The organism is Streptomyces sp. NRRL WC-3618 (genome assembly GCF_001280005.1).
GTDB lineage: Bacteria > Actinomycetota > Actinomycetes > Streptomycetales > Streptomycetaceae > Streptomyces.
The window spans coordinates 1-19729 of the sequence record NZ_LGDW01000003.1; the positions used below are offsets into that span (position 1 = coordinate 1).

At 67.7% G+C, this 19729-nt stretch carries 19 protein-coding genes and 1 pseudogene; 9 read left to right on the plus strand and 11 right to left on the minus strand.

Annotated features, from left to right (window positions below):
- Positions 1 to 139 precede the first annotated feature (139 nt).
- The gene (locus ADL01_RS01475) at positions 140 to 796 is read right to left on the minus strand and encodes a TetR/AcrR family transcriptional regulator (RefSeq protein ID WP_053740012.1); all 657 of its coding nucleotides are present in this window, start codon (positions 794 to 796) and stop codon (positions 140 to 142) included.
- A gap of 130 nt (positions 797 to 926) precedes the next feature.
- Here ADL01_RS01475 and ADL01_RS01480 point away from each other — a divergent pair, with 130 nt between their 5' ends.
- Positions 927 to 2642 (plus strand): MFS transporter, encoded by a 1716-nt coding sequence (locus ADL01_RS01480; RefSeq protein WP_053740026.1) that lies wholly within the window; start codon positions 927 to 929, stop codon positions 2640 to 2642.
- Positions 2643 to 2883: 241 nt separating this feature from the next.
- On the opposite strand, the gene ADL01_RS44435 is transcribed toward ADL01_RS01480, so the two are convergent.
- Positions 2884 to 3024, minus strand: coding sequence for a hypothetical protein (locus ADL01_RS44435; RefSeq protein WP_159049423.1), 141 nt, complete (start codon positions 3022 to 3024; stop codon positions 2884 to 2886).
- Positions 3025 to 3328: 304 nt separating this feature from the next.
- Positions 3329 to 3505, minus strand: coding sequence for a hypothetical protein (locus ADL01_RS44440; RefSeq protein WP_159049424.1), 177 nt, complete (start codon positions 3503 to 3505; stop codon positions 3329 to 3331).
- 494 nt (positions 3506 to 3999) lie between these two features.
- Between ADL01_RS44440 and ADL01_RS41180 the strand changes: the two genes are divergently transcribed.
- The gene (locus ADL01_RS41180) at positions 4000 to 5214 is read left to right on the plus strand and encodes a helix-turn-helix domain-containing protein (RefSeq protein ID WP_078960258.1); all 1215 of its coding nucleotides are present in this window, start codon (positions 4000 to 4002) and stop codon (positions 5212 to 5214) included.
- A 546-nt stretch (positions 5215 to 5760) separates the two neighbouring features.
- Positions 5761 to 5979, plus strand: coding sequence for a hypothetical protein (locus tag ADL01_RS43330; protein ID WP_107090780.1), 219 nt, complete (start codon positions 5761 to 5763; stop codon positions 5977 to 5979).
- Positions 5980 to 5992: 13 nt separating this feature from the next.
- On the opposite strand, the gene ADL01_RS01490 is transcribed toward ADL01_RS43330, so the two are convergent.
- A complete protein-coding gene (locus tag ADL01_RS01490; RefSeq protein ID WP_159049425.1) occupies positions 5993 to 7879 on the minus strand; it encodes a hypothetical protein in 1887 nt (628 codons plus the stop codon).
- A 752-nt stretch (positions 7880 to 8631) separates the two neighbouring features.
- On the opposite strand from ADL01_RS01490, the pseudogene ADL01_RS41185 reads away from it, so the two are divergent.
- A pseudogene (locus tag ADL01_RS41185) lies at positions 8632 to 8856 on the plus strand (IS5/IS1182 family transposase); the annotation flags it as partial.
- 65 nt (positions 8857 to 8921) lie between these two features.
- Here the strand turns inward: ADL01_RS41185 and ADL01_RS01495 are convergent.
- Positions 8922 to 9548 (minus strand): hypothetical protein, encoded by a 627-nt coding sequence (locus ADL01_RS01495; RefSeq protein WP_234354451.1) that lies wholly within the window; start codon positions 9546 to 9548, stop codon positions 8922 to 8924.
- A gap of 26 nt (positions 9549 to 9574) precedes the next feature.
- The gene (locus ADL01_RS01500) at positions 9575 to 10195 is read right to left on the minus strand and encodes a hypothetical protein (RefSeq protein WP_053740027.1); all 621 of its coding nucleotides are present in this window, start codon (positions 10193 to 10195) and stop codon (positions 9575 to 9577) included.
- 162 nt (positions 10196 to 10357) lie between these two features.
- Here ADL01_RS01500 and ADL01_RS01505 point away from each other — a divergent pair, with 162 nt between their 5' ends.
- Positions 10358 to 10735 (plus strand): VOC family protein, encoded by a 378-nt coding sequence (locus ADL01_RS01505; protein ID WP_053740016.1) that lies wholly within the window; start codon positions 10358 to 10360, stop codon positions 10733 to 10735.
- A gap of 55 nt (positions 10736 to 10790) precedes the next feature.
- Here ADL01_RS01505 and ADL01_RS01510 read toward each other — a convergent pair whose 3' ends face one another.
- From ADL01_RS01510 to ADL01_RS01530, 5 genes are all read right to left on the minus strand, one after another.
- A complete protein-coding gene (locus ADL01_RS01510) occupies positions 10791 to 11723 on the minus strand; it encodes an aminoglycoside phosphotransferase family protein (protein ID WP_053740017.1) in 933 nt (310 codons plus the stop codon).
- 196 nt (positions 11724 to 11919) lie between these two features.
- Positions 11920 to 12549: a class I SAM-dependent methyltransferase gene (locus ADL01_RS01515; RefSeq protein ID WP_053740018.1), complete on the minus strand. Its 630-nt coding sequence runs from the start codon at positions 12547 to 12549 to the stop codon at positions 11920 to 11922.
- Positions 12550 to 12606: 57 nt separating this feature from the next.
- Positions 12607 to 14241 (minus strand): serine hydrolase, encoded by a 1635-nt coding sequence (locus ADL01_RS01520; RefSeq protein WP_234354452.1) that lies wholly within the window; start codon positions 14239 to 14241, stop codon positions 12607 to 12609.
- A gap of 102 nt (positions 14242 to 14343) precedes the next feature.
- Entirely contained in the window at positions 14344 to 14790 is a 447-nt protein-coding gene (locus tag ADL01_RS01525; protein ID WP_053740020.1) for an ASCH domain-containing protein, read from the minus strand.
- A 79-nt stretch (positions 14791 to 14869) separates the two neighbouring features.
- Positions 14870 to 15835, minus strand: coding sequence for an NAD-dependent epimerase/dehydratase family protein (locus tag ADL01_RS01530; protein ID WP_053740021.1), 966 nt, complete (start codon positions 15833 to 15835; stop codon positions 14870 to 14872).
- 72 nt (positions 15836 to 15907) lie between these two features.
- Here ADL01_RS01530 and ADL01_RS01535 point away from each other — a divergent pair, with 72 nt between their 5' ends.
- The 4 genes from ADL01_RS01535 to ADL01_RS01550 all read left to right on the plus strand — a co-directional run bounded on the left by ADL01_RS01535 (position 15908) and on the right by ADL01_RS01550 (position 19719).
- Positions 15908 to 16423: an Lrp/AsnC family transcriptional regulator gene (locus ADL01_RS01535; RefSeq protein ID WP_199834722.1), complete on the plus strand. Its 516-nt coding sequence runs from the start codon at positions 15908 to 15910 to the stop codon at positions 16421 to 16423.
- Between the two features lie 61 nt (positions 16424 to 16484).
- A complete protein-coding gene (locus ADL01_RS01540) occupies positions 16485 to 16913 on the plus strand; it encodes a MerR family transcriptional regulator (protein ID WP_053740029.1) in 429 nt (142 codons plus the stop codon).
- A gap of 14 nt (positions 16914 to 16927) precedes the next feature.
- Complete coding sequence (locus ADL01_RS01545) at positions 16928 to 17242, plus strand: thioredoxin family protein (RefSeq protein WP_199834723.1); 315 nt, start codon at positions 16928 to 16930, stop codon at positions 17240 to 17242.
- Positions 17243 to 17397: 155 nt separating this feature from the next.
- The gene (locus tag ADL01_RS01550) at positions 17398 to 19719 is read left to right on the plus strand and encodes a HelD family protein (RefSeq protein WP_078960259.1); all 2322 of its coding nucleotides are present in this window, start codon (positions 17398 to 17400) and stop codon (positions 19717 to 19719) included.
- Positions 19720 to 19729 lie beyond the last annotated feature (10 nt).

Below are 19729 nucleotides of genomic sequence, written 5' to 3' on the forward strand. Positions count from 1 at the left end.
TCTGCCCCACCCCAAGATCCACAGACACGGCAGAACACAACCACAGCCACCGGCAGAACTCACAACTGCCCTACCAATAACTGTGATTGCAGTACTAGTGCGCCGCTGTACGCCCGCGCCGCTGTACGCCCGCGCGTCTCTACGCCCGCGCCGCGCCAGTGCTGAGCCGGTCTGCTTCTCTTCTGCTCAGCTCGGACACCAGTGCGGTGGCCCGGGAGACGGACACGCCCGCCGTGGTCAGCAGAGTGACCGCGGCGGAGGGACCCGCTTCCTCCGCCGCCAGGAGCCCGTCGTTCACCGCCTCCATCAGCGCGAACAGCATCTGCTCGTGCATGTACGCCAGCGCCGGCGCCGGCAGCGGTGAGCTGAACACGCCCTCCTCCAGGCCCTGCCGGAGCACCTCGACGCAGGCCTCGCGGACCGGCGTGAACCGGTCACGGATGCCCTGCACGGTGACGCTGCGCTGGGCGAGCCCGACGAGTATGCGGTAGCGGTCCGCGACCTGCCAGACCGCGAGCGTGGTCCGGGCGACGCTCTCCGGCGGGCCCTCGGCGCCCTCGAGCCCCTCGGTGTACGCGGCGGCAACCGCCTCCACCGCGCCGTCGAGCAGCGTGCTGATCAGCGCCTCCCGGCTGGGGAAGTGCCCGTACACGGTCCGTCGTACGACACCTGCGGCGCGCGCGATCTGGTCCATCGAGGCGTCGGGGTCGCGCAGCAGTTCGGCGAGGGCGATGTCGAGTATGCGGCGCCGGTTCGCGTCGGCGCGGCTGGTGGTGCCCGTGGTCATGGCTGACATTGTGCCTCCCCTTCCTTCTGTTTGCACAGCGCTGTGCAGCGGAGTACATTGCACATCGTTGTGCAACTGCACGTCGCTGTGCAAAATGATCAATGGCAAGCCGCTCAGGAAGGAAGGCGAACCCGTGGCCATGCGACTCGTCAGGACAGAACCCGTCGAGAGGATGGGCGGCCCCTACGCCCGGCGCTGGTGGGCCCTTCTGGTGCTCTGCATGAGCCTGCTGATCATCGTGATGGCGAACACCGCCCTCACCGTCGCCGCCCCCGACATGACCCATGACCTGGGCCTGTCCAGCGCCGACCTGCAGTGGGTCATAGACGGCTACACCGTCCCGTACGCCGCGCTGATGCTGCTGCTCGGCGCGATCGGCGACAAGTACAGCCGGCGTGGGGCGCTCGTCCTCGGTCTGGTCGTCTTCGGCGCCGGGTCGGTCGCGGGCTCACTCGTCGGCTCGGCCACCGGGGTCATCGCCGCGCGCGCCGTCATGGGTGTGGGCGCCGCGCTGATCATGCCCGCGACGCTCTCCCTCCTCGCCGCGACCTTCCCCCGCGCCGAACGCGCCAAGGCGATCACCCTGTGGACCGCCACCGCCGGACTCGCCATCGCGGCCGGCCCGCTGGTCGCGGGCGCGCTGCTGGAGGACCACGGCTGGGCCTCGACCTTCCTGATCAACGTGCCGATCGCCGCGCTCGCGATCACCGGCGCCTTCGTCCTCGTACCGCCGTCCAAGGCGGGCCACCACGACCGGATCGACTACGTCGGCGGGCTGCTGTCCGTGGTGTGGATCGGCGCGCTGGTCTACATGATCATCGAGGGTCCGCACTTCGGCTGGGGCGTCAAGGCGATCACGGCGGCCGTTGCGGCAGGCCTCGGCCTGGTCCTCTTCGTCGTGTGGGAGCTGCGCCACCCGCGCCCGGTCCTCGACGTACGCCGCTTCACACAGCGCCGCTTCGCGGGCTCCAACCTCGCGGTCGCTCTGTTCTTCCTGGCGGTCTTCGGCGCCTTCTACTACCTCACCCAGCACCTCCAGTTCGTCCTCGGCTACGACGCCCTGGACACCGGCCTGCGCATGCTGCCCCTCGCCGGCGCGGTCTTCGTCGGCTCCGCCCTCACCGGCTATCTCACCCCGCGCATCGGCATGAGGATCACGGTCACGGCGGGCATGGTCGGCGGTACGGCGGCCCTCGTGCTGCTCTCGCAGGTGGACGCCGGCTCGTCGTACGGGGATTTCGTCGCCCCTCTCGTCATCCTCGGCCTCGCGATCGGCCTCGCGCTCTCCCCGTGCACGGACGCGATCATGGGGGCGTTCCCCGAGGCGGAACTGGGCGTCGGCGGCGCGGTGAACGACACCTCGCTGGAGCTGGGCGGCTCGCTCGGCATCGCGATCCTCGGTTCACTGCTGTCGACGTCGTACGCCGCCCACCTCACCGACGCGACGAACGGCGGCAAGCTGCCGGCGGACGCCCTGAGCAAGGCCCAGGACTCGGTCGGCGCGGGCTACCAGGTGGCCCAGGCGATCGGTACGCAGGCACGGCAGCTCGCGGCACAGGCGTCGCAGGCGGCGAGCGCGGGGAAGCCGGAACAGGCGGCCGAGTTGAAGACGCAGGCCGCCCAACTCGCCCAGGGGGCACGCCAGATGGCGGACGCGGTCGGCTCGTCCTTCTCGGACGCGGTGGCCCACACCAGCCTGATCGGAGCGGTGATCCTGGGAGTGGGGACGGTACTGGTCGCCGCGCTGCTGCCGGGGAAGGGGCGCGCGGAGTCCGACCCCGAGGTCACCGTGGAACCGGCGGACGCGGCCGAGAAGCCCGAGCTCGCGCATGCGGGTCGCCCGTCCGGAGTCTGACGGCGACGCCGGTCAGGCCCAGGTCGGTTTCCCACCCACTCACCCGTGCGCCGTTTCTGTTCCGCGCGGGCCCGGTGTCTCAGCCGCGATCCGGGCATGCATGCAAGATGCCCCCGCCTGCGAGCTTCGCTCTCGCAGACGGGGGCGTCGCCCGTATCGGTCGGGGTGCCGGGACGGGGGTTCAGTGGTGCCGCCCAGGCGCCTCGCGACGTCCCGGAACGGCAGCCATCGGGGTTTGGCGCTAGGCGCCCTGTGCGTCGCTCTCCCGGTAGGGGTTGCCCTCGGCAGGGGTCACACGCCAGAACGTCTCCGCCATCGCCTTGAACTGTCGATGCGTCGGGTTCAAGCCTGTGTGCTTGAGCGCCCAGACTTCCACGGGCATGCGCTCATTGTCAGTTGGCTGAGCTTCCGCCCCGCACGTGATGCACTCGGCGGAGTAGATGCCTTCCGGTGCCCCCTCGCCCGTTTCCGGCCCGAGCGTCCACTCAGCGGCCCTGATGATGGAACGCGTCACTGTGCAACGTCGGTTCGCTGGTCGGCTGCCTTGTTCCGGCAGCGCGGGCAGGTGCACGGCGGGTATTTCTGGCTCAGCTCCGGAACGCGGGCCGGTTGCACGGTGTGCTTTCTGCGCACGCAAGCACGCGCCCCGATTTCCCGGTTGAGGCGGTACACGGCAAGTGTCATCGTCACGATGTCCCCCCGCCGATGCGCGCGAGGCGGTACACGCCCCACAATTCCCGCCCGCCTTCACAGCCGTTCGACGGACTGGCGTTGTGCGCGCACTGGTTGCAGTCGTCCGCGTGCTTGAACCACAGGCGGTAGGTGCGCTGCACGGCGCTTTCGCCGGTTTCCTGGGCGTTCATGAGGCGTTCCCCCAACGGCCAGCCTGTGCGCGCGAGTTGAAGCACTCGGGCGGCGCAACCAGGCGGGCGACGTAGGGCCGGACGAGGGCGCCTGTGTCCTCCCATTGGGCGCGCGGCCGCATGGGCGGGGCGGGCCGTTCGCTGTGGCACTTGCGAGCCAAGACGAGAACGCCCGATACATCCGGCGTGAGCCTCGTACGGGGCGCTTGGGGCGCTACAGGGGGCGTTGCGGTGCGGCTGTGCCTGCCGGGGGCGCGTCGCCGGAATGCGGCTCTCACTCGTTCGAGTGTTCGTGATAGGTACATGGTGGCTGCCTGCTCTTTCAGGTGGTCCATGCCCCCGGGCCGGTCGCACGGTCGCGGGGGTCCTGTGTCTGCCAACGCTCCCGTGCTGCACGTAGGCTGCACCACGGCAGAAGTGCCGCATTTAGGCGGCATGTTGGCTGCACGCGGTACGGTGACCAGGGAGGACAGCACCCCGGACGGAGTACCGGAATGGCAGGGAAGCGGCAGCGTCTCGCGCAGCGCCGGAAGGCGAGCGGATACACGCAAGAGCAATTCGCGGATGCCCTGAAAGTCGACCGCACTACGGTGCAGCGTTGGGAAAAGGGTGAGGTCGCCCCACAGCCACATCAACGGCCGAAAATGGCAAAGCTGCTGGAGTTGACGTCCGGGGAGCTGGACGAGTTGCTGGCATCCGATTCTCTACCGACTGCTCCGGTACCTGCTTGGTTTGTCGCCGCTATGCCGTCAACCGATGACGAAATGGCCGCGTGGGAGTTGTCCCGGCGAGTGCAGGCAAGTGACGTCGGAGCGGAAACCCTAGCGCGCCTAGAGCGCTCTTTTGATGACCTTGCATCGGCGTATCCTGTTACGCCTCCGGCCGAGCTGTTGGAGCGCGTACGGCGGCACTCCGCGTATGTCGCCAAGCTGCTCGACGCCCGAAAGACGCTTTCGGAATATCGCCGGTTGTTGGTCGTCGGAGGATGGTTTTCCTTGCTCGGCGCAACACTCCATATCGACCTGAAACAAGAGCATGCGGCAACGGCAAGGCTGCAAGCGGCGATTAGCCTTGCGCGGCAGGCGGAACATCCGGAAATCGAAGCATGGTGCTACGAAACCGACGCGTGGCGCGTGCTCACGGATGGCGACTATGTCAAGGCCCTGGAACTCTCGCTTGCCGCCCAGGCCGTCGCCCCTGCGGGAACGTCAGTGCTTATTCAGGCAAACGCCCAGGAGGGGCGCGCACGCGCGAGGCTCGGCCATTCGGCAGACACTTACGCCGCTATCGATCGGGTACAGAAAGCGGCTGCGAAGTTGGGGGTACCCGACCGTCCTAGAGAGCACCACTATCAGTACGATCCAGCGAAGGCGCTCGCCTACACCGCAACGACACTCGCATGGTTGGGCGACGCTGCCGCAGAACCGTTTGCACGTGAGGTAATCGCCCGTCTGAGTCCATCCAATGACGTCACCCAATGGCCGCGCCGCGTGGCTTCCGCGAACATTGATTTGGCGCTGGTCCTGCTTGCGGATAACCGCCTCGATGAGGCCTGTAATTCTGCTCAGAAAGCCATCTTGAGTGGGCGGGTGGTTCCGTCTAACCATTGGCGAGCATTGGAAGTGGTCACTGCGGTTGAGGTCAGGCAGCTACCAGAGGCCCCCGACTTGCGCGAGGCGTACGAGGGCTTGAAAGCTATCGAAGCCTAAATGTGCAAAAGGCTCCTTCTGCTTCTCGCATCTGCGGGACGATAGAGGGGACCTTTCGGTCAGAACAGAAAGGCCTGTGCTGGGCAGGGTATTTTCTTCTTCTCTGACCGATTACCAGACAGCCCGCTTCATGAAGGCGCGAGGCTAAGAGGTTGTCTCACGTGGTGTTGCCCCAGCTATTCGATCGTGCTCGTGAGAAACGTGCGGAGCTCGGTGGCGAGGTTTCGCATTTCCTCGGCGGCCGCGTGCGCGGTGGTGGTCTCGAAGTGCCACCGCGCATCGCCGGCTCCCCGGCCAGTGCACCGAAACCGTCTCGTCCCGGGCATGGTCGGCCGCCGGGTTCGAAGAACCGCCGCCCGGCCACCCAGCATGACGTGGGCCGCGTCCTCGCCAACGGCGAGGAATGCAGCCGGCCCGCGCATCGCAAGAATGGCACCAAGCCCAGGCGAACCGTCACGGAGCTACCAGATCACACACCTAACCTCACGCTTTCGCGAGCGGGCCTCTTCCAGACCTGGACGATCTCATCGCGGAAGTCGACCGGAGATGCGACACCGCACACCGCCCTGGCGGACAAAACAGCCTGACTGGCTCGCCCTGCTCACGGTCGCCGCCCAACTCGCAGGCCAACCGCAGGCGCTGGCAGACGACTACGTCGAGCACTGCCGGATGGACGGCAACTCATGGACAGGCATCGGCACCGAGCACACACACGCTTGGGACGCCTTGCGGAAGCGGCGCCGTAGCGGTTGCGGCCAGGAATGAACGACCCGGCGGGTCAGGCTCCGCAATACCGGGTGGCGCGAGGACCGCAGAATTCATTGCTCCCTCCACCGCCATGGTCAACGTTTGTTTCGGTGTCGAAGGTTATCGTGCCGGCTTCAGCGTTGCTGGAAACGTTCACCTTGTGACCTATCGGCCATTCTTCGAGGTCGTTGGAGACCGTGACTTCAGCTGTTGCACCAGCCGGTGTAACGGTAAGCCGAAAACGAACTTCACACCCCCTGGGCTCGGCAGTGACACAGGGTGGGTCGCTACTGGGATCATCATAGTTCAAGAAGGGAAACCAATTATATCTTCCGGATCCATCCTCATCGATGATGATTTTCCGACGGTGAGCCTGCCAGGTCCCCTGATAATTTCCCTTGAGGGTCGCACGGGAATCGAAACGGCTCAGATCGACGAAGACGCTGGTGAGTTTATGCTTTCCGCCGGTCAGTACGTTGCTGATCCCTGCGATCTGGGCCTGGACGATCTCAGGGACAAGCTTGAGGCTGTCAAGAAGTGCTGGAATGACTTCGGTTGCCTTGAACTGACCGAGCGCCAGTTTGGCGCAGGTCTGAGCAGCCTTGACAGCCGACTCGAAGCGCTCTTTGGCGGAACCGTTCTCACTCAGGGCGTCTTTGGAGTCCAGAAGACAATCACCAGCCCCCATCAGGGTGGCGAACTGACTGACTACGTCAGGTTGCCCTTCGACTTTCCTTGAGGTGGATGCGTCGTCGACCGTCATCCGTGTCGCCCGGGCCAGTCCAGCCCCTCCGTCCTTGACCGACGGAGAATTCACCGCCTTCTGCGCGATGCCCTCGATCCACTTCTTGTCAGCACTGAGAGCCGGCATAAAGGCCAATAGCGTACCCAGAAGTACATCGACGGCGACTGCGCTGCCGTCCATGTGGCCATGAAGCCGGGCAGTTGTCATTTTCTCGTTGACAGTGACGCTCCCAGCCTTCGCCCCCGCAATGACCTTCTGCCCCTGCGTCATCCAGATCACGTTGCGAATGACAGTGATGGAGTCACCGCTGCCGAGAAGGACATCCCTGCCGGTTATGGTGACACCGCTGGGAAGGCGGTCGAGCCGAATCGGATATGCCACGCCGTTGACCATGTTCAGGGTGACTTCTTTGCCATCACCATCGGCACATGCGGAGAACGAGTTGTCACCGACCGCAGTACTGGCCTCGGCAACGACAGTGGCGCTCGGTTTGTCGCAATTGAGAGCTGGCGGGACGGCGAAGAGGTCCTTGACAATAGCGACCGCCGAGGCAGTGATTAGTTTCTGAAAATAACCCATGACCGAGGTGCCGGCGTCGACTGTCAACTTTATTTCGCGGCCGGCCATGTGAAGGAGCTTCTCTCCCGGCTCCACAAAGAACGTCCTGAATAACGAGAAGTGCGGCGCCGTGCCCGTGACGCGGTGGGTTCGAGGGTCGGCTTCTGCGTCGAGCAGCGGAAACCAGGCACCCAGGTCGGAGTCGAAGACCATGATGCCGATCTGCTTGGCCGTGACGCCACGGGGGAGTTTCCCGGAGTCGTATGACAAGCTGACGCGGCCCTGTGTGAGGGCACCTCGGGTCGTCGATATTTCCACGGGCGCGCCCAGACCGGCCACGCCGAGGTGTTTGTCGGTCAGGCCAGTGTCCACCTTGGGGCGTTCCTGGAACTCTACTTCGGTTCCGTTCCTTGCGCCCTCTCGCGGAACAGTGACCGTGACGTCCTGCCCGCCGGCCTTTCCGCTGACTTCGCCGCCTTCGGCACCCACGGTCGCGCCGGAATCGTCTGAGTGGCTTTCACCGGTGCAAGCGCCGAGCAACAGGGCCATCACGGTGACCGCGGTCAAGACTGCGGTTCGAACAGGAGGACGTTCCCGTTGCTGTATGGACTGCATGTGACCCCTGGGTGATCGGTCCCCTTGCGAGCGGTGGAAACATTCTGCTCCTGCGCGTATCGCCCGAACAACCCCTTTTCCAACAAACAGTGACGTTCAATCAGGAGCCGGACCACCACTTCCCGCAGGACCTCCGAGGCGGTACCGCTGCTTCGGGGTCCAGGGCGGGGGAGCGTGCCTGGACGGCCGTTCTGGGACAGTCTTCAGGTCGCTGCCCAGCAGTTTCACGGCCCCCGTCCGCCGGTCCTTGGTCCACGCCTGGCGGGCTGACACAGGGTCCTGTGCATGCAACCGTTGCTGTATCCGATCTTTGTCGTTGCACGTTTCAGGCGGCTCGTCCCTCTAAGTGGCGCTGAGCTTGGTCCGCAGCACGCGCAGGATGGCGACGCTCGTCGCCGGCGGACTGTCACCTGCAGCCTCGCGGGTCCATGCTCGGAGAGCATCTGATCGCGCCGTTCGGCTGGCACGTCGCCACCGCACACGTCTACCGCAAGTCCACGTTCCGGTAGACGGCGTGCACCGCCACTTCGCGAGTTTGCAGGAGGCAGTGCCCGAAATCCTCGCCTTCACCACGGGCTCGCACCGGGACTCCGCAGTCTGGGCGCGTCGTCGGCGGAGCGGCCTGGCGGGAACCCGGCACAGTGAGACGATCTCGGTGTGGCTGGTGTGATCACGGCGTCGGAGCCGTCTCGGACAGTGCCGTTCGCCAGGCTGAGCTCGCGCTACTTCGGCAAGTTGGTGCCGCTGCACGCGGCACCGCCCTGGTCATGCCGCACCGGCGCGTGAAAGGGCAGGCTGAACTCCCGGACTGGAAACAGGAACACAACCGCTCCCACAAGCCCTTGCCCGAGGCGAGCACGTTTTCGCCCGCATGAAGAGCTGGAAGATCCTGCGCGACTGCCGCCTCAAAAGGCGACGGCGTCCTCCACGACATGCTCGGCATCGCTCGCCTGCACAACCTCAATATCCCTGGATAAAGGGCGAGTTCGCACCAGCACTGGCCGCACCATACCCAACTCGCAGATCGCTTTCGGGGCAACCTTCAGCCCGCGGGCCAGTGTGGATTCGGCATGCCGTCATCGCTCATGTGCGCCCGCTGCCAGATCTCGTTCCAGCCGTACGGGATGTCCGGCACGATCCGATGCCGCTGGCCGCACGGACATGTCACCGGCGCCCACGCGCACCCACGGCACAGCTCGACCCATGCGTGCCCGGTCGAGTGCGGCTCCAGCGGTCCCTCGTCCCCGCAGGCCGGGCAGCCGGGGAGATCGGCGCCGTCCAGAATCGCGTTCTGTCGCCGGACGTACTCGGACAGACGCAGCGACGGGTGGCGAAACGGGTCTTCGTACCAGGCGCGGTCGGGGCCGTCCCACCACCTGATCCGCAGCCACCACGGTCGAGGGTTCGCTACAGCCCTCCGCCCGACCCGCTTCTCTGCCCGGCGCTGCGCGACGTACTCCTCCGCCCGCTCGAGCCACAACACCCTCGCCTCATACAGTTCCTCCACCGCCCGCACCAGCGCGTCCGGATCCGCCTCCAGTCGCCGGGGTATCGCGGCGCTGAGTGTGAGGTGGTGGTAGGTCGCCCGGAAGCCGTATGGCGCGAAGAGGGTGATGCAGGTCCGCAGCGCGCTGTGCCGGCGGCGGAGGGGGAGGCTGGCGTCGTGCACGTGTGCTCGGTGGGTCAGGAAGCTGGTCATTGTGCGGGCCTCAGGTCCAGTGCCCGTGTCAGGGCGGCGGTGACGGCGGTGGCATGTGCCGGCAGGTGTTGTTCGGCCCAGGATCCGGCGAGGCTGAGGAAATCCTGCAAGTCCCGCTGGGCACCGGTGACTAGCGTGCGTACCTGGTTCACTGGCAGCTCGATCACCGGGCTCCTCGCCTCCCCGTAGGCGTCGAGAGTCAGCCGGACGGTGCCGTCGACGCGTTCGGCCACCGAGGACGGGTCGAGGCCGAAGTCGGCGTAGCTGGTGCCGTCGAGCACCTCCAGCCAGTCCCGCCAGGTCTCCAGGCCGCTGCAGCAGCCCGGCTCGACGAAGGCGGTGTCGGTGACGTTGTCGGTCACCCGAAACCCTCCGGCGGCGAACAGATCCGGCATGGTGAGCAGTCCGTGCAGGAATGTGCCGAGCGGGTCGGTCGGGCACGGCCCGTGCTCTTCCTCCGGCTCGAAGTCGTTGCAGTCGGCGATCCGCACAACCGCCGTGCCGACCTCCGCCGGAGTCAGCTCCCCGCCCAGAACGAGATAGCCGTACGACTCGTGCTCGCCAACCGGCCAGAGCGCAAAGTCGTCGACAGCAAGGATCTCCAGAACGGGTTGCATCACAGTCACACGGGGATGATGCCGGACCCACTGCCACACCGCCACGGGCTTTAGCCGCGGTGTCGGGCTCAGGGCGGGCCCGTCACCAGGGCAGTTCGCGGTTCGCTCCGAGTAGTACTCCAGCTGTGGATCGTGATCAGGTGTCGTGAGACGCTGCCCCGCGTGATCGCCAAGCTGCAGTGTGTGGTGTTGGACTGTGCCGATGCCGTGGGGATGTCCCGGTTCTACCAGTCGCTTCTCGGCGGCGTCGTGAACCAGCCGGATCCGCGGTGGTCGCTCGGGGAGGGCTGGGCCACACTCCACACCGACGGCGGGTTCGTGCTGGCCTTCCAACGCGTGGACAACTATCGACCGCCGCGCTGGCCCGACTCCGCTCACCCTCAGCAGTTTCACCTCGACCTGGAGGTCAGGGACCTGGAACAAGCTCAGGAAGACGTTCTCACGATGGGTGCCACACTGCTCGACGGGGGTGACGGGCAGCGGAATTGGCGCATCTTCGCGGATCCGGCAGGGCACCCGTTCTGTCTTGTCCGGCACTGAACCGGGGGCACCGTAGAGGTGCGGCCACACCGGACCCGGCCACCACCCTCACGCATTACGAGCCGTCAGTGAGCAACTCCGCCAGTCGGTCGGCGAATTCGGTGAGCCAGTCCCGTCGTGGTCCACTGCGGGCGATACGAAACCCGTGGCGGCGGCCCCAGAACGCAGCCTGGACGGCATGGAACTGGGCCCACCGCTGCACGCGTTCACGATCGAGTTCCGCGGCCTCGGCGAAGACGTCCAGGACGCGGTGGACAGCTTTGCGCAGGTCATCAGCGTCGAGGAGCGCCAGCGCACGGGACTTCAGCAGTGTGCCGCCGTCGTAGGCGGGATCTCCCGCATACCCCTTGGGGTCGACAGCCAGCCACGGCTCTCGGTCGGCGCGCAGGATGTTCCGGGCATGAAGGTCCCCATGGATGAGAGTGTCCGGCTGGGCCCGACCCAGCTCCCGAACGGTCGCCACGGCGGCATCCAGCACCTGACGCGGCAGCGCATGCGCCAGTTCTTCGGCGTCCTGGCACAGTTGTTCCTCCCAGACACCGGCCTGCTCACGCAGCCGGGGCAGGCCGCGCGGTGCGGGAATGGCCAAACGGCGATTGAGCCGCCCGGCGGCCGTCACCACCTCGTCGCCGTCCTCGACTTCCGCCAGGGTCGACGACTGAACGCGCTCGAGCAGCATCGCGAACCGCTCGTCGTCACGCTCATGCAGCAGCACGGCGCCGCACCCACCCCACGCAACTAACGCATCCGGCTCATGGACGTTGGCGGGATGCGGAAACGACACCTTCAGCACGGCGCTCCCCTCGTCCCGCCGCCGTACCGGAACGATGACACCGACGCCCCCGTGCATGACCTCGCCATCCGGCACGCACCCCCAGCGCCCCAGCAACTCCTCCACGACCCCGGGGAGCTCGGCGAGCCACGCCGCCCCAGCCTCCCCCTCGCGGCTGACGGTGCTCTGGGCGAACTCCTCTGGGATCGCGATCATCCCGGCACCCTACGTGCGAACCCGCCGCGGCCACCAAGCCCAAGTCGACCGCTGCCGCCGCCCGGCAGACCACACACTACGAAGTTGTCACCTCCTGCGATGCGCAGTGGACGCCAGCACAGAACGCACCGCTTCGGACGAGGTTCATGCACCCGGACGATCTACACCACCCCGCCCCAGGTCGACGGGCAACGCTCTAGGTGCGGCGAGCCAGCAAGTGGGTGTCGAGGAAGCCCCGCTCGGACGCTGGGTCGTGGAGCAACCGAGCCACCGTGGCGAGTCCGGCTCCGGCCAACAACGCGGCAAACTTCTCCGGCGGCCAGCTATAGGCGGGCGCCACCTTGTGGTCGAAGCGGACTGGCTCCGGTCCGTCGGTTCCGAAGAAGGACACCAGGAGCAGGCCCCCCGGTGCCAGGACACGCACCTGCTCAGCGAGCAGCGCGGGCAACTCTCCCGGAGGGGTATGGATCATCGAGTAGTGGGCCAGCACTCCGCCGAGCGCGCCGTCCTCGACCGGCAGAGCCTCCATTCGCGCTTCGTCGAACCGCAGCGTCGGCTGGGCCCGCCGGGCGTGAGCGACCATAGCCGGGGAGAGGTCGAGCCCGAAGGCGTCCAACCCCAAGTCGTGCAGCATGGCCGTCAGATGGCCGGGTCCGCACCCGACGTCGGCTACCCGCAGGTTCCCCGTATCACGCACGAGCTCGGCGAAGGTGCCGATCATGTTCCGCGCGAACGGCCGCGTCTCCAACCGACTGGTGAACATTGAGGCGTAGAGCTCGACGACCCCGTCGTAGGCCGCCCTGGTCTCGTCCTGGTGTTTTAACACGGGCAGGAAACTAACACCCGCGCCGTTTGCAGCCGCTCTCCGGCCCCATCCCTTTCCTTAGCCATTCCTCGTGAAGGTGCCCAGGCCGCTCGTGTCGAGGTTCTCGACCCGGACCTTGTCGGCGTGGCCGCCGGACCCGACCGTGAAGGTCACGCCGGACAAGCCGACGGCCATTTCGCCGGTGGTGCTGTAGCTGAAGGTCTCACCGTCGTAGTGGCGCAGGACGAACCGTTGCTTCTTGGGTCCGAGCTGCATGGTCAGCTTGTCCCCCTGGGTGCTGACGGTCAGCGGGCCGTAGTACTTGTTGGCGTACGTTCCGGTGTAGGCGCTGTTCGCCTTGGCGGGTGCGGGGGAGGCCGGCGGCTTGCTGTAGTCGACCTTCGAGCGTTCCGCCTGCAGGGTCTGCTGGAAGAGCGGCCCGAGGAACTTCAGCCAGTCGACGGTCGGGCCGCCCGTCTGCGCCGTGTCGAGGAACGTGGTGGAGATCGCCTCGGGTACGCCGATGGGCTCGCCGTTGGTCAGGACGACGATGCCGAGCTTCTCCGAGGGCAGCAACGCGACGTTGGTGGCCGCCCCCAGCGCGAAGCCGCCGGAGTGGCCGAGCTTCAGCCTGCCCTGGTCGTCGTAGCTCACATTCCAGCCGAGCCCGTAGAACCCGGTCCTTCCCGCGGGTGAGTGCGGCGGATCGGAGACCATGTGCGGCACGTGGGTCTCCTCCAGTGCGGCGGCGTCGACGACTTTCCGCCCCTCGAAGGTGCCGTTGGCCAGTTGCAGGCGCAGCCACTTCGTCATGTCCCGGGCCGTGGAGCTGACCCCGCCCGCCGGGCTCTGGGCGTCCGGGTCGCGCACATGCTCGGCCTGCCAGGTTCCCCCGGTCTTCACATGAAGGGTGGCCTTGTTGTCCGCCTTCTCGTAGTCGGCGAAGACGGAACTGGTGGAGTCCATGCCGAGCGGCCGGTACAGCTTGTCGGCGGACAGCTTCTCCCAGCTGGTCCCTGCTGCTAGCGCGGTGGCGACGGCGGCTTCGGTCAGCCCGAAGTTGGTGTACGCGTAGTGGGCGCGGAAGGGAGCCAGCGGTTCGTGGCGGAGGTGGTCCAGGATGTACGCGCGGTCGTAGCCGAGGTCCTCCAGGATGTCTCCGGCGTGGTCGGGCAGTCCGCTGCGATGCGAGAACAGGTCGGCATACGTGACATGGCGGGTCACCCACGGGTCCTTGAGGGCGAAGCCGGAGCTGTGCTCGAGGACGGGGTCGTCCCAGCCGACGGTCTTGTCGCCCACGGCCGCGGCGACCACGGTGGACGCGATGGGCTTGGAGACCGAGGCGAGCTGGAAGACGGTGTCCGCTCCGACCCGGTCCTTCGTGCCCGCCGTCCGCAGGCCGAACCCCTTCAGATACACCACCTTGTCGTCGTACACCACGCCCACGGCGACTCCGGGCACACCGGTGCGGCGCATGGCGTCTTCCACGATGCTGTCCAGTTGGCCCACAGCGTGCTCGACCTCGGCCCGGGTGAGCTGTCGCGGCGGCTGGGCGGGTGGGACGGTGGGCAGCGGCGACGTCGCGACGGCAGCACGCCCGGCGGGGGTCGTTTCGGCATCGGCCGCGGTACAGCTGACGGCCAGCGCCGCCAGCAGGCCCAGTGCCGCGGCGGAGCGAAGAGAGCGTGGGCGTATGTGATCGAGTCGGGGCATATCGCCCATGGAAATCCCTCTGCCCACACCTGTCGCGCCTTGGCGGGCCGTTCGGGGGATCTGCGTAAGCCGTCACGCCGGCATGCTCAAAGGCCAGTCACCTCACGCGCGGAGATCCGCCACAAGCCGGAAGCGTTCCAGCACCACCCGTGTCGTGTCGTCCACCGTGAACCCGGGATCGTCCAGCACCGCCCGCATCCCCGCACTGTGCCAGAACCGTTCGTGACCGGCCCGCCACGCGGCCACATCGGCATAACCCTCACCCTCGTCGAGCGCGTGAGCGAGATCCACCTCGGCCAGCGGGACGACCCGTACGCCGGTGACCTCGATGATCCCGACCGGCCGGTCGGCGGAATCGACGACCACCGAACGGCCCCCGACCTCCGGCAGCGACTCGCCCTCGTGCTCGTACTCGACGGCGAGCCCCGTCGTGGACGTCTTGGAACCGTCGAGAATCGCGGCGACGAGCTGATCGCGCAACGGACCGGGAAAGGCGAACTCCGCCGTCGGGAGGTTCTCGGGCCGGGGGCGGTGCTCGGAGGTCGTCATGGCGTCACCGTAGGGGGCAACTCGCCCTCCCGGCGCGCCAATTTCACCGCGCGAGCGCCGGGCGGCACCGTCCCACACGTCACTCGCCCCCCACGTCACTCGCCCCCACTCCCCGCCTCCCCGCCTCCGCGCCCAGCGTCTCGGCGACCGCCCGGGGCAGCCACTCCTGTACGTGGCCGAAGGTGAACCCAAGCCCGGCCGCCCGGGAGTTGTCCATGCCGTACGAGCGGGCGAAGGAGAACGGGGAGACCTGGCCGACGTCGACGTTCTGGAAAACGGCTTTGCCGGCCGGGATGTGCCGGGCCACGGCCGCGCACAACTCCTCGGTGGTCAGCAGTCCGTGGGAGGCGGCGTTGACTGGTCCGGTGAAATTCTCGCCCACCGTCCAGAACAGAAAGTCGGCGATCTCCTCGACGTGGATATAGGTCGCGGGCCGGTTCTCGGTCGGTACGGCTATCGGGGTGCCGGTACGGATGCGCTGGGCATAGTGGTCGAGCCGGCCGGTGAAGTCGTCGGCGCCGCCCAGGACATGGGCCACGCGTACGGCCGTGTACGCGAACTCCGTACCGTCGGCCGTGAAGACCGCCTCGGCCTGGCGCTTGCCCTCGCCGTAGTGGGTGTCGAGGAACTCCGGCTTGTGCCAGGGGAGCTGAAGGTCGACGGGGAGGGTACGGGGATCGACGGCGTCCTCGCGCACAGGGACGACGGTGTCCTCGTAGACGAGGGAGTCCTCGTACTCGTACACCTCGATCGTCGACGTCATCACATAGCGGCGGGTACGGCCGCCCGCGAAGACGCGCCGTGCGATGGCCGCCTGGCGGGGCGTGTAGCAGACCTGGTCGACGACGACGTCGAAGGCACGGTCGCCGAGAGCGGAATTCAGGGCCGCCTCGTCGTCGCGGTCGGCGACAAGGTGAATTGCCCCGGCGGGCGGAGAAGCGGATCCCCGGTTGAGGACGGTCACGCGGTCTCCGGCGGCGATCAGTCGGTCGATGAGCCGCTTTCCGAAATAGCGATTTCCGCCGATGACCAATACGTCACGCATGCTGTTCCTCCCCGTAGCGGTCCTTGTGATCATAATTATCCTGGCGGGCGAGCGCGTTCTGAAGGAGAAGTCATGGGACATCCGGCCGAGGTACCGAAAGAACCACGGCGGTCGCGCGCTACGGCCAGCGAAACGTCGGTGGCCTTCGACGCGTTGGACCGGCAGATTCTGGAGCTCCTGCAGAGCGACGGCCGGATCAAACTGAGTGAGCTGGGCAGGAGGGTGCGGCTGAGTCCGGCGGCGGTCACCGAGCGCGTGCGGCGGCTGGAGTCGGCGGGCGCGATCACGGGATACGGCGCTCGGGTCGCTCCCTCGCGCCTCGGCTACGGCATCCAGGCGTTCATCCGGGTCGATCCGCACGGCGGCTACACCCTCAAGCACCCCAGGACCCTGGAGCTGCTCGCCCGGCCCGAGGTCACCGAGGCACACCACGTGGTCGGCGAGGACTGCTGGATTCTCAAGGTGGCCGTCGAGGACACGATCCATCTGGAGGAGATCCTGGAACGGACGTCGGCGCTGGGCCGCACGACGACGTCGATCGTCCTGTCGTCCCCGGTGCTGGGGAAGCCGTTGCTGCCCCCGGGGTGAGGGTGCCGCGCTTGCCTTGACGTCGGCGTCAAGGACTACGTTCGTACGTATGCGAATCGGCATGCGAATCGGCGAGCTGGCGGCGCGGGCCGGGACCACCACACGGACCCTGCGGTACTACGAGTCGCGTGGGCTGCTGCCCGCGCGGCGCACGGACAACGGCTACCGCGCCTACGACGAGGACGACCTGAAGCTGCTCCGGCAGATCCGGACGCTCCAGGACTTCGGGTTCGACCTGGAGGAGACCCGGCCCTTCGTGGACTGCCTGCGGGCGGGCCACCCGGAGGGCGACTCCTGTCCCGCGTCACTCGCGGTCTACCGCCGCAAGCTCGACGAACTCGACGCGTTGATCGGCGAGTTGCAGTCGGTACGGGCGAAGGTCGGCGAACAGCTGACGCGCGCCGAACGGGCACGCGACGAGCTGGCGGCCGAGGCGACGGTTCCGGGCGGCCCGGAACCGGTGTGCGAATGGGGAGGACGGACGCGATGATCAAGGCAGCGGGCGTGGCCGAGGTGACGGACGCGGACTTCGAGGCGGAGGTGATCGGCGCGGAGTTGCCGGTCCTGGTGGAGTTCACGGCCGACTGGTGCCCACCGTGCCGCCAGATGGCCCCGGTACTGAGCGCCCTCGCGGCGGAGGAGTCCGGGCGCCTGAAGGTGGTCCAGCTGAACGTGGACATGAACCCCCTGACGACGAACGCGTACCGGGTCCTGTCCATGCCGACGTTCATGGTGTTCCGGAACGGCGAGCCGGTGCGGTCGATGGTGGGGGCCAGGCCGAAAAGGAGGTTGCTGGAGGAGCTGTCCGACGTACTCTGACGCAGCTCGGCCGGCGTGGCCGGCCACCGGTCGCAGAAACCAAGAAATCCCCCGAGCGATTGCGCTCGGGGGATTTCTCTGCGTATATTCAATGGTTCGCGACTTTGGCGGAGTCAATCTTGTTCAGTCGCGGAAAAGTTCAATGAGCAGAGTATATCCGAGCGGGAGCGGAATTGTCAAACAGGGGCGCAAACACGGAATCAACTCACGATGAATTGCTCGGTGAACAGGAATTCGTCGACGGGCTGTACGCCCGCGTCGACGTCCTGCGCGGCGACACCGAGCACTCCGTCACGGACGCGCTCGCGCAGGGCAGTACGCCGATGCAGGCGCGGCTCGAACGGGATGTGCTCGTCGCCGAGCGGTCGGGGCTGCTCGCCGCCCTGAACGCCGTCGACGGATCGCTCTGCTTCGGGCGGATCGATCTCACCTCCGGGCTCACCCACCACATCGGCCGCATCGGACTGCGCGCCGACGACGCCGAGCGCACCCCGATGCTCATCGACTGGCGGGCCGAGGTCGCCCGGCCCTTCTACCTCGCCACCGGACACACCACGATGGGGCTGCGCCGGCGCCGCCACATCAGCACCGACGGGCGCCGCGTCACCGGACTGCACGACGAGATCCTCGACCTCGGGGACGAGACCCGCACCGGCTACGAGGACCCCTCCGGCGACGCCGTACTGCTCGCCGCGCTGGACTCCGCCCGCACCGGCCGGATGAACGACATCGTGCAGACCATCCAGGCGGAGCAGGACGAGATCATCCGCGCCCCGCACCGAGGCGTCCTGGTGGTGGAGGGCGGGCCCGGTACCGGCAAGACCGCCGTCGCACTCCACCGGGCCGCCTACCTGCTCTACGAGCACCGCGAACTCCTCGCCAAACGGGCCGTGTTGATCGTCGGGCCCAACCCCGCCTTCCTCGGCTACATCGGCGAGGTACTGCCCGCACTCGGTGAGACCGGTGTCCTCCTGGCGACCGTCGGCGAACTGTTCCCGGGCGTCCGGGCCACCCTCACCGACACGGCCCGCGCCGCCGAGGTCAAGGGGCGCGCCGACATGGCCGACGTGCTGGCGGCCGTCGTACGGGACCGGCAGGGCCTGCCCGACCCCGTCATCGCCATCGAGCACGACCGGGACATCCTCATGCTCGACGCCGGACTGGTGAGCGTGGCCCGGGAGCGGACGCGCGAGGCGAAGCTGCCGCACAACGTCGCGCGCGAGCATTTCGAGGGGCACATCCTCAACACGCTGACCGAGATGGTCGCGGAGCGCATCGGCACCGACCCGTACGACGGCAGCAATCTCCTCGACCCCAGTGACATCACCCAGATCCGCGACGACCTGGCCGAGAACCGTGAAGTCTGGGCGGCCATCGAGCAGTTGTGGCCCCGCATCGGCCCGCGCCGGCTGGTCGCGGACTTCCTCGCCGCCCCTGAGGGGTACGTGTCGCAGGCCGACGCGGATGCCGTCCGGCGGCCCGTCACCCGGGCGTGGACGACGGCCGACGTGCCGCTGCTCGACGAGGCGGCGGAGCTGCTCGGCCAGGACGACCGGGTCGCCCGGGCGCGGGCGGAGCGCGAGCGCAGCAGCCAGGTCGCCTACGCGCAGGGCGTGCTGGACGTCTCGTACGCCTCCCGTACGTACGAGTTCGAGGATCTGGACGCCGAGGAGTCCGAGGTGCTGTCCGCGCACGACATCATCGACGCGGAACGGTTCGCCGAGCGGCACGAGGAGGACGATCTGCGCAGCGCCGCCGAGCGGGCGGCGGCCGACCGGACCTGGGCGTTCGGGCACATCATCGTCGACGAGGCGCAGGAGTTGTCGCCGATGGCGTGGCGGCTGCTCATGCGGCGCAGCCCGACCCGGTCGATGACCCTGGTCGGCGATCCGGCGCAGACCGCCGAGCCGGGCGGCGTCGGGGCCTGGGACGACATCCTCGCGCCGTACGTCCAGGACCGCTGGGAGCACGCCCGGCTGGGCGTCAACTACCGGACCCCGGCCGAGATCATGGACCTCGCGGCGGCCGTGGTGCGGGCGCGGCGCCCGGACTTCGAGCCGCCGAGGTCCGTACGGTCGACCGGGGTGCGGCCGTGGGTGCGGGCCGTCGGCGTCGGCGAGAACCCCGCCGATCCCGCGGAGCTCGCCGCGGCCGTGGAGAAGGCGGTTGGCGAGTTGACGCCCGTCGAGGGGCGACTCGCCGTGATCGCGCCACGCGAACTGCACGGGGAGCTGGCCGCGCGGCTGGACGGGGTGGAGGCGGGGGCGGAGCCCGATCTGACGCGGGGTGTCGTGCTGCTCGATCCCCGGCAGGCCAAGGGCCTGGAATTCGACTCCGTCCTGGTGGTGGAGCCGGGGTCCTTCGGTACGAGCGATCTGTACGTGGCGCTGACCCGGGCCACCCAGCGGGTGGGCGTGCTGTATCGGGGGGAGTTGCCGGTGGCGTTCGCCGAGGCCGCCGCCGTGGTGGGGAGTTGACGGCCGAGCG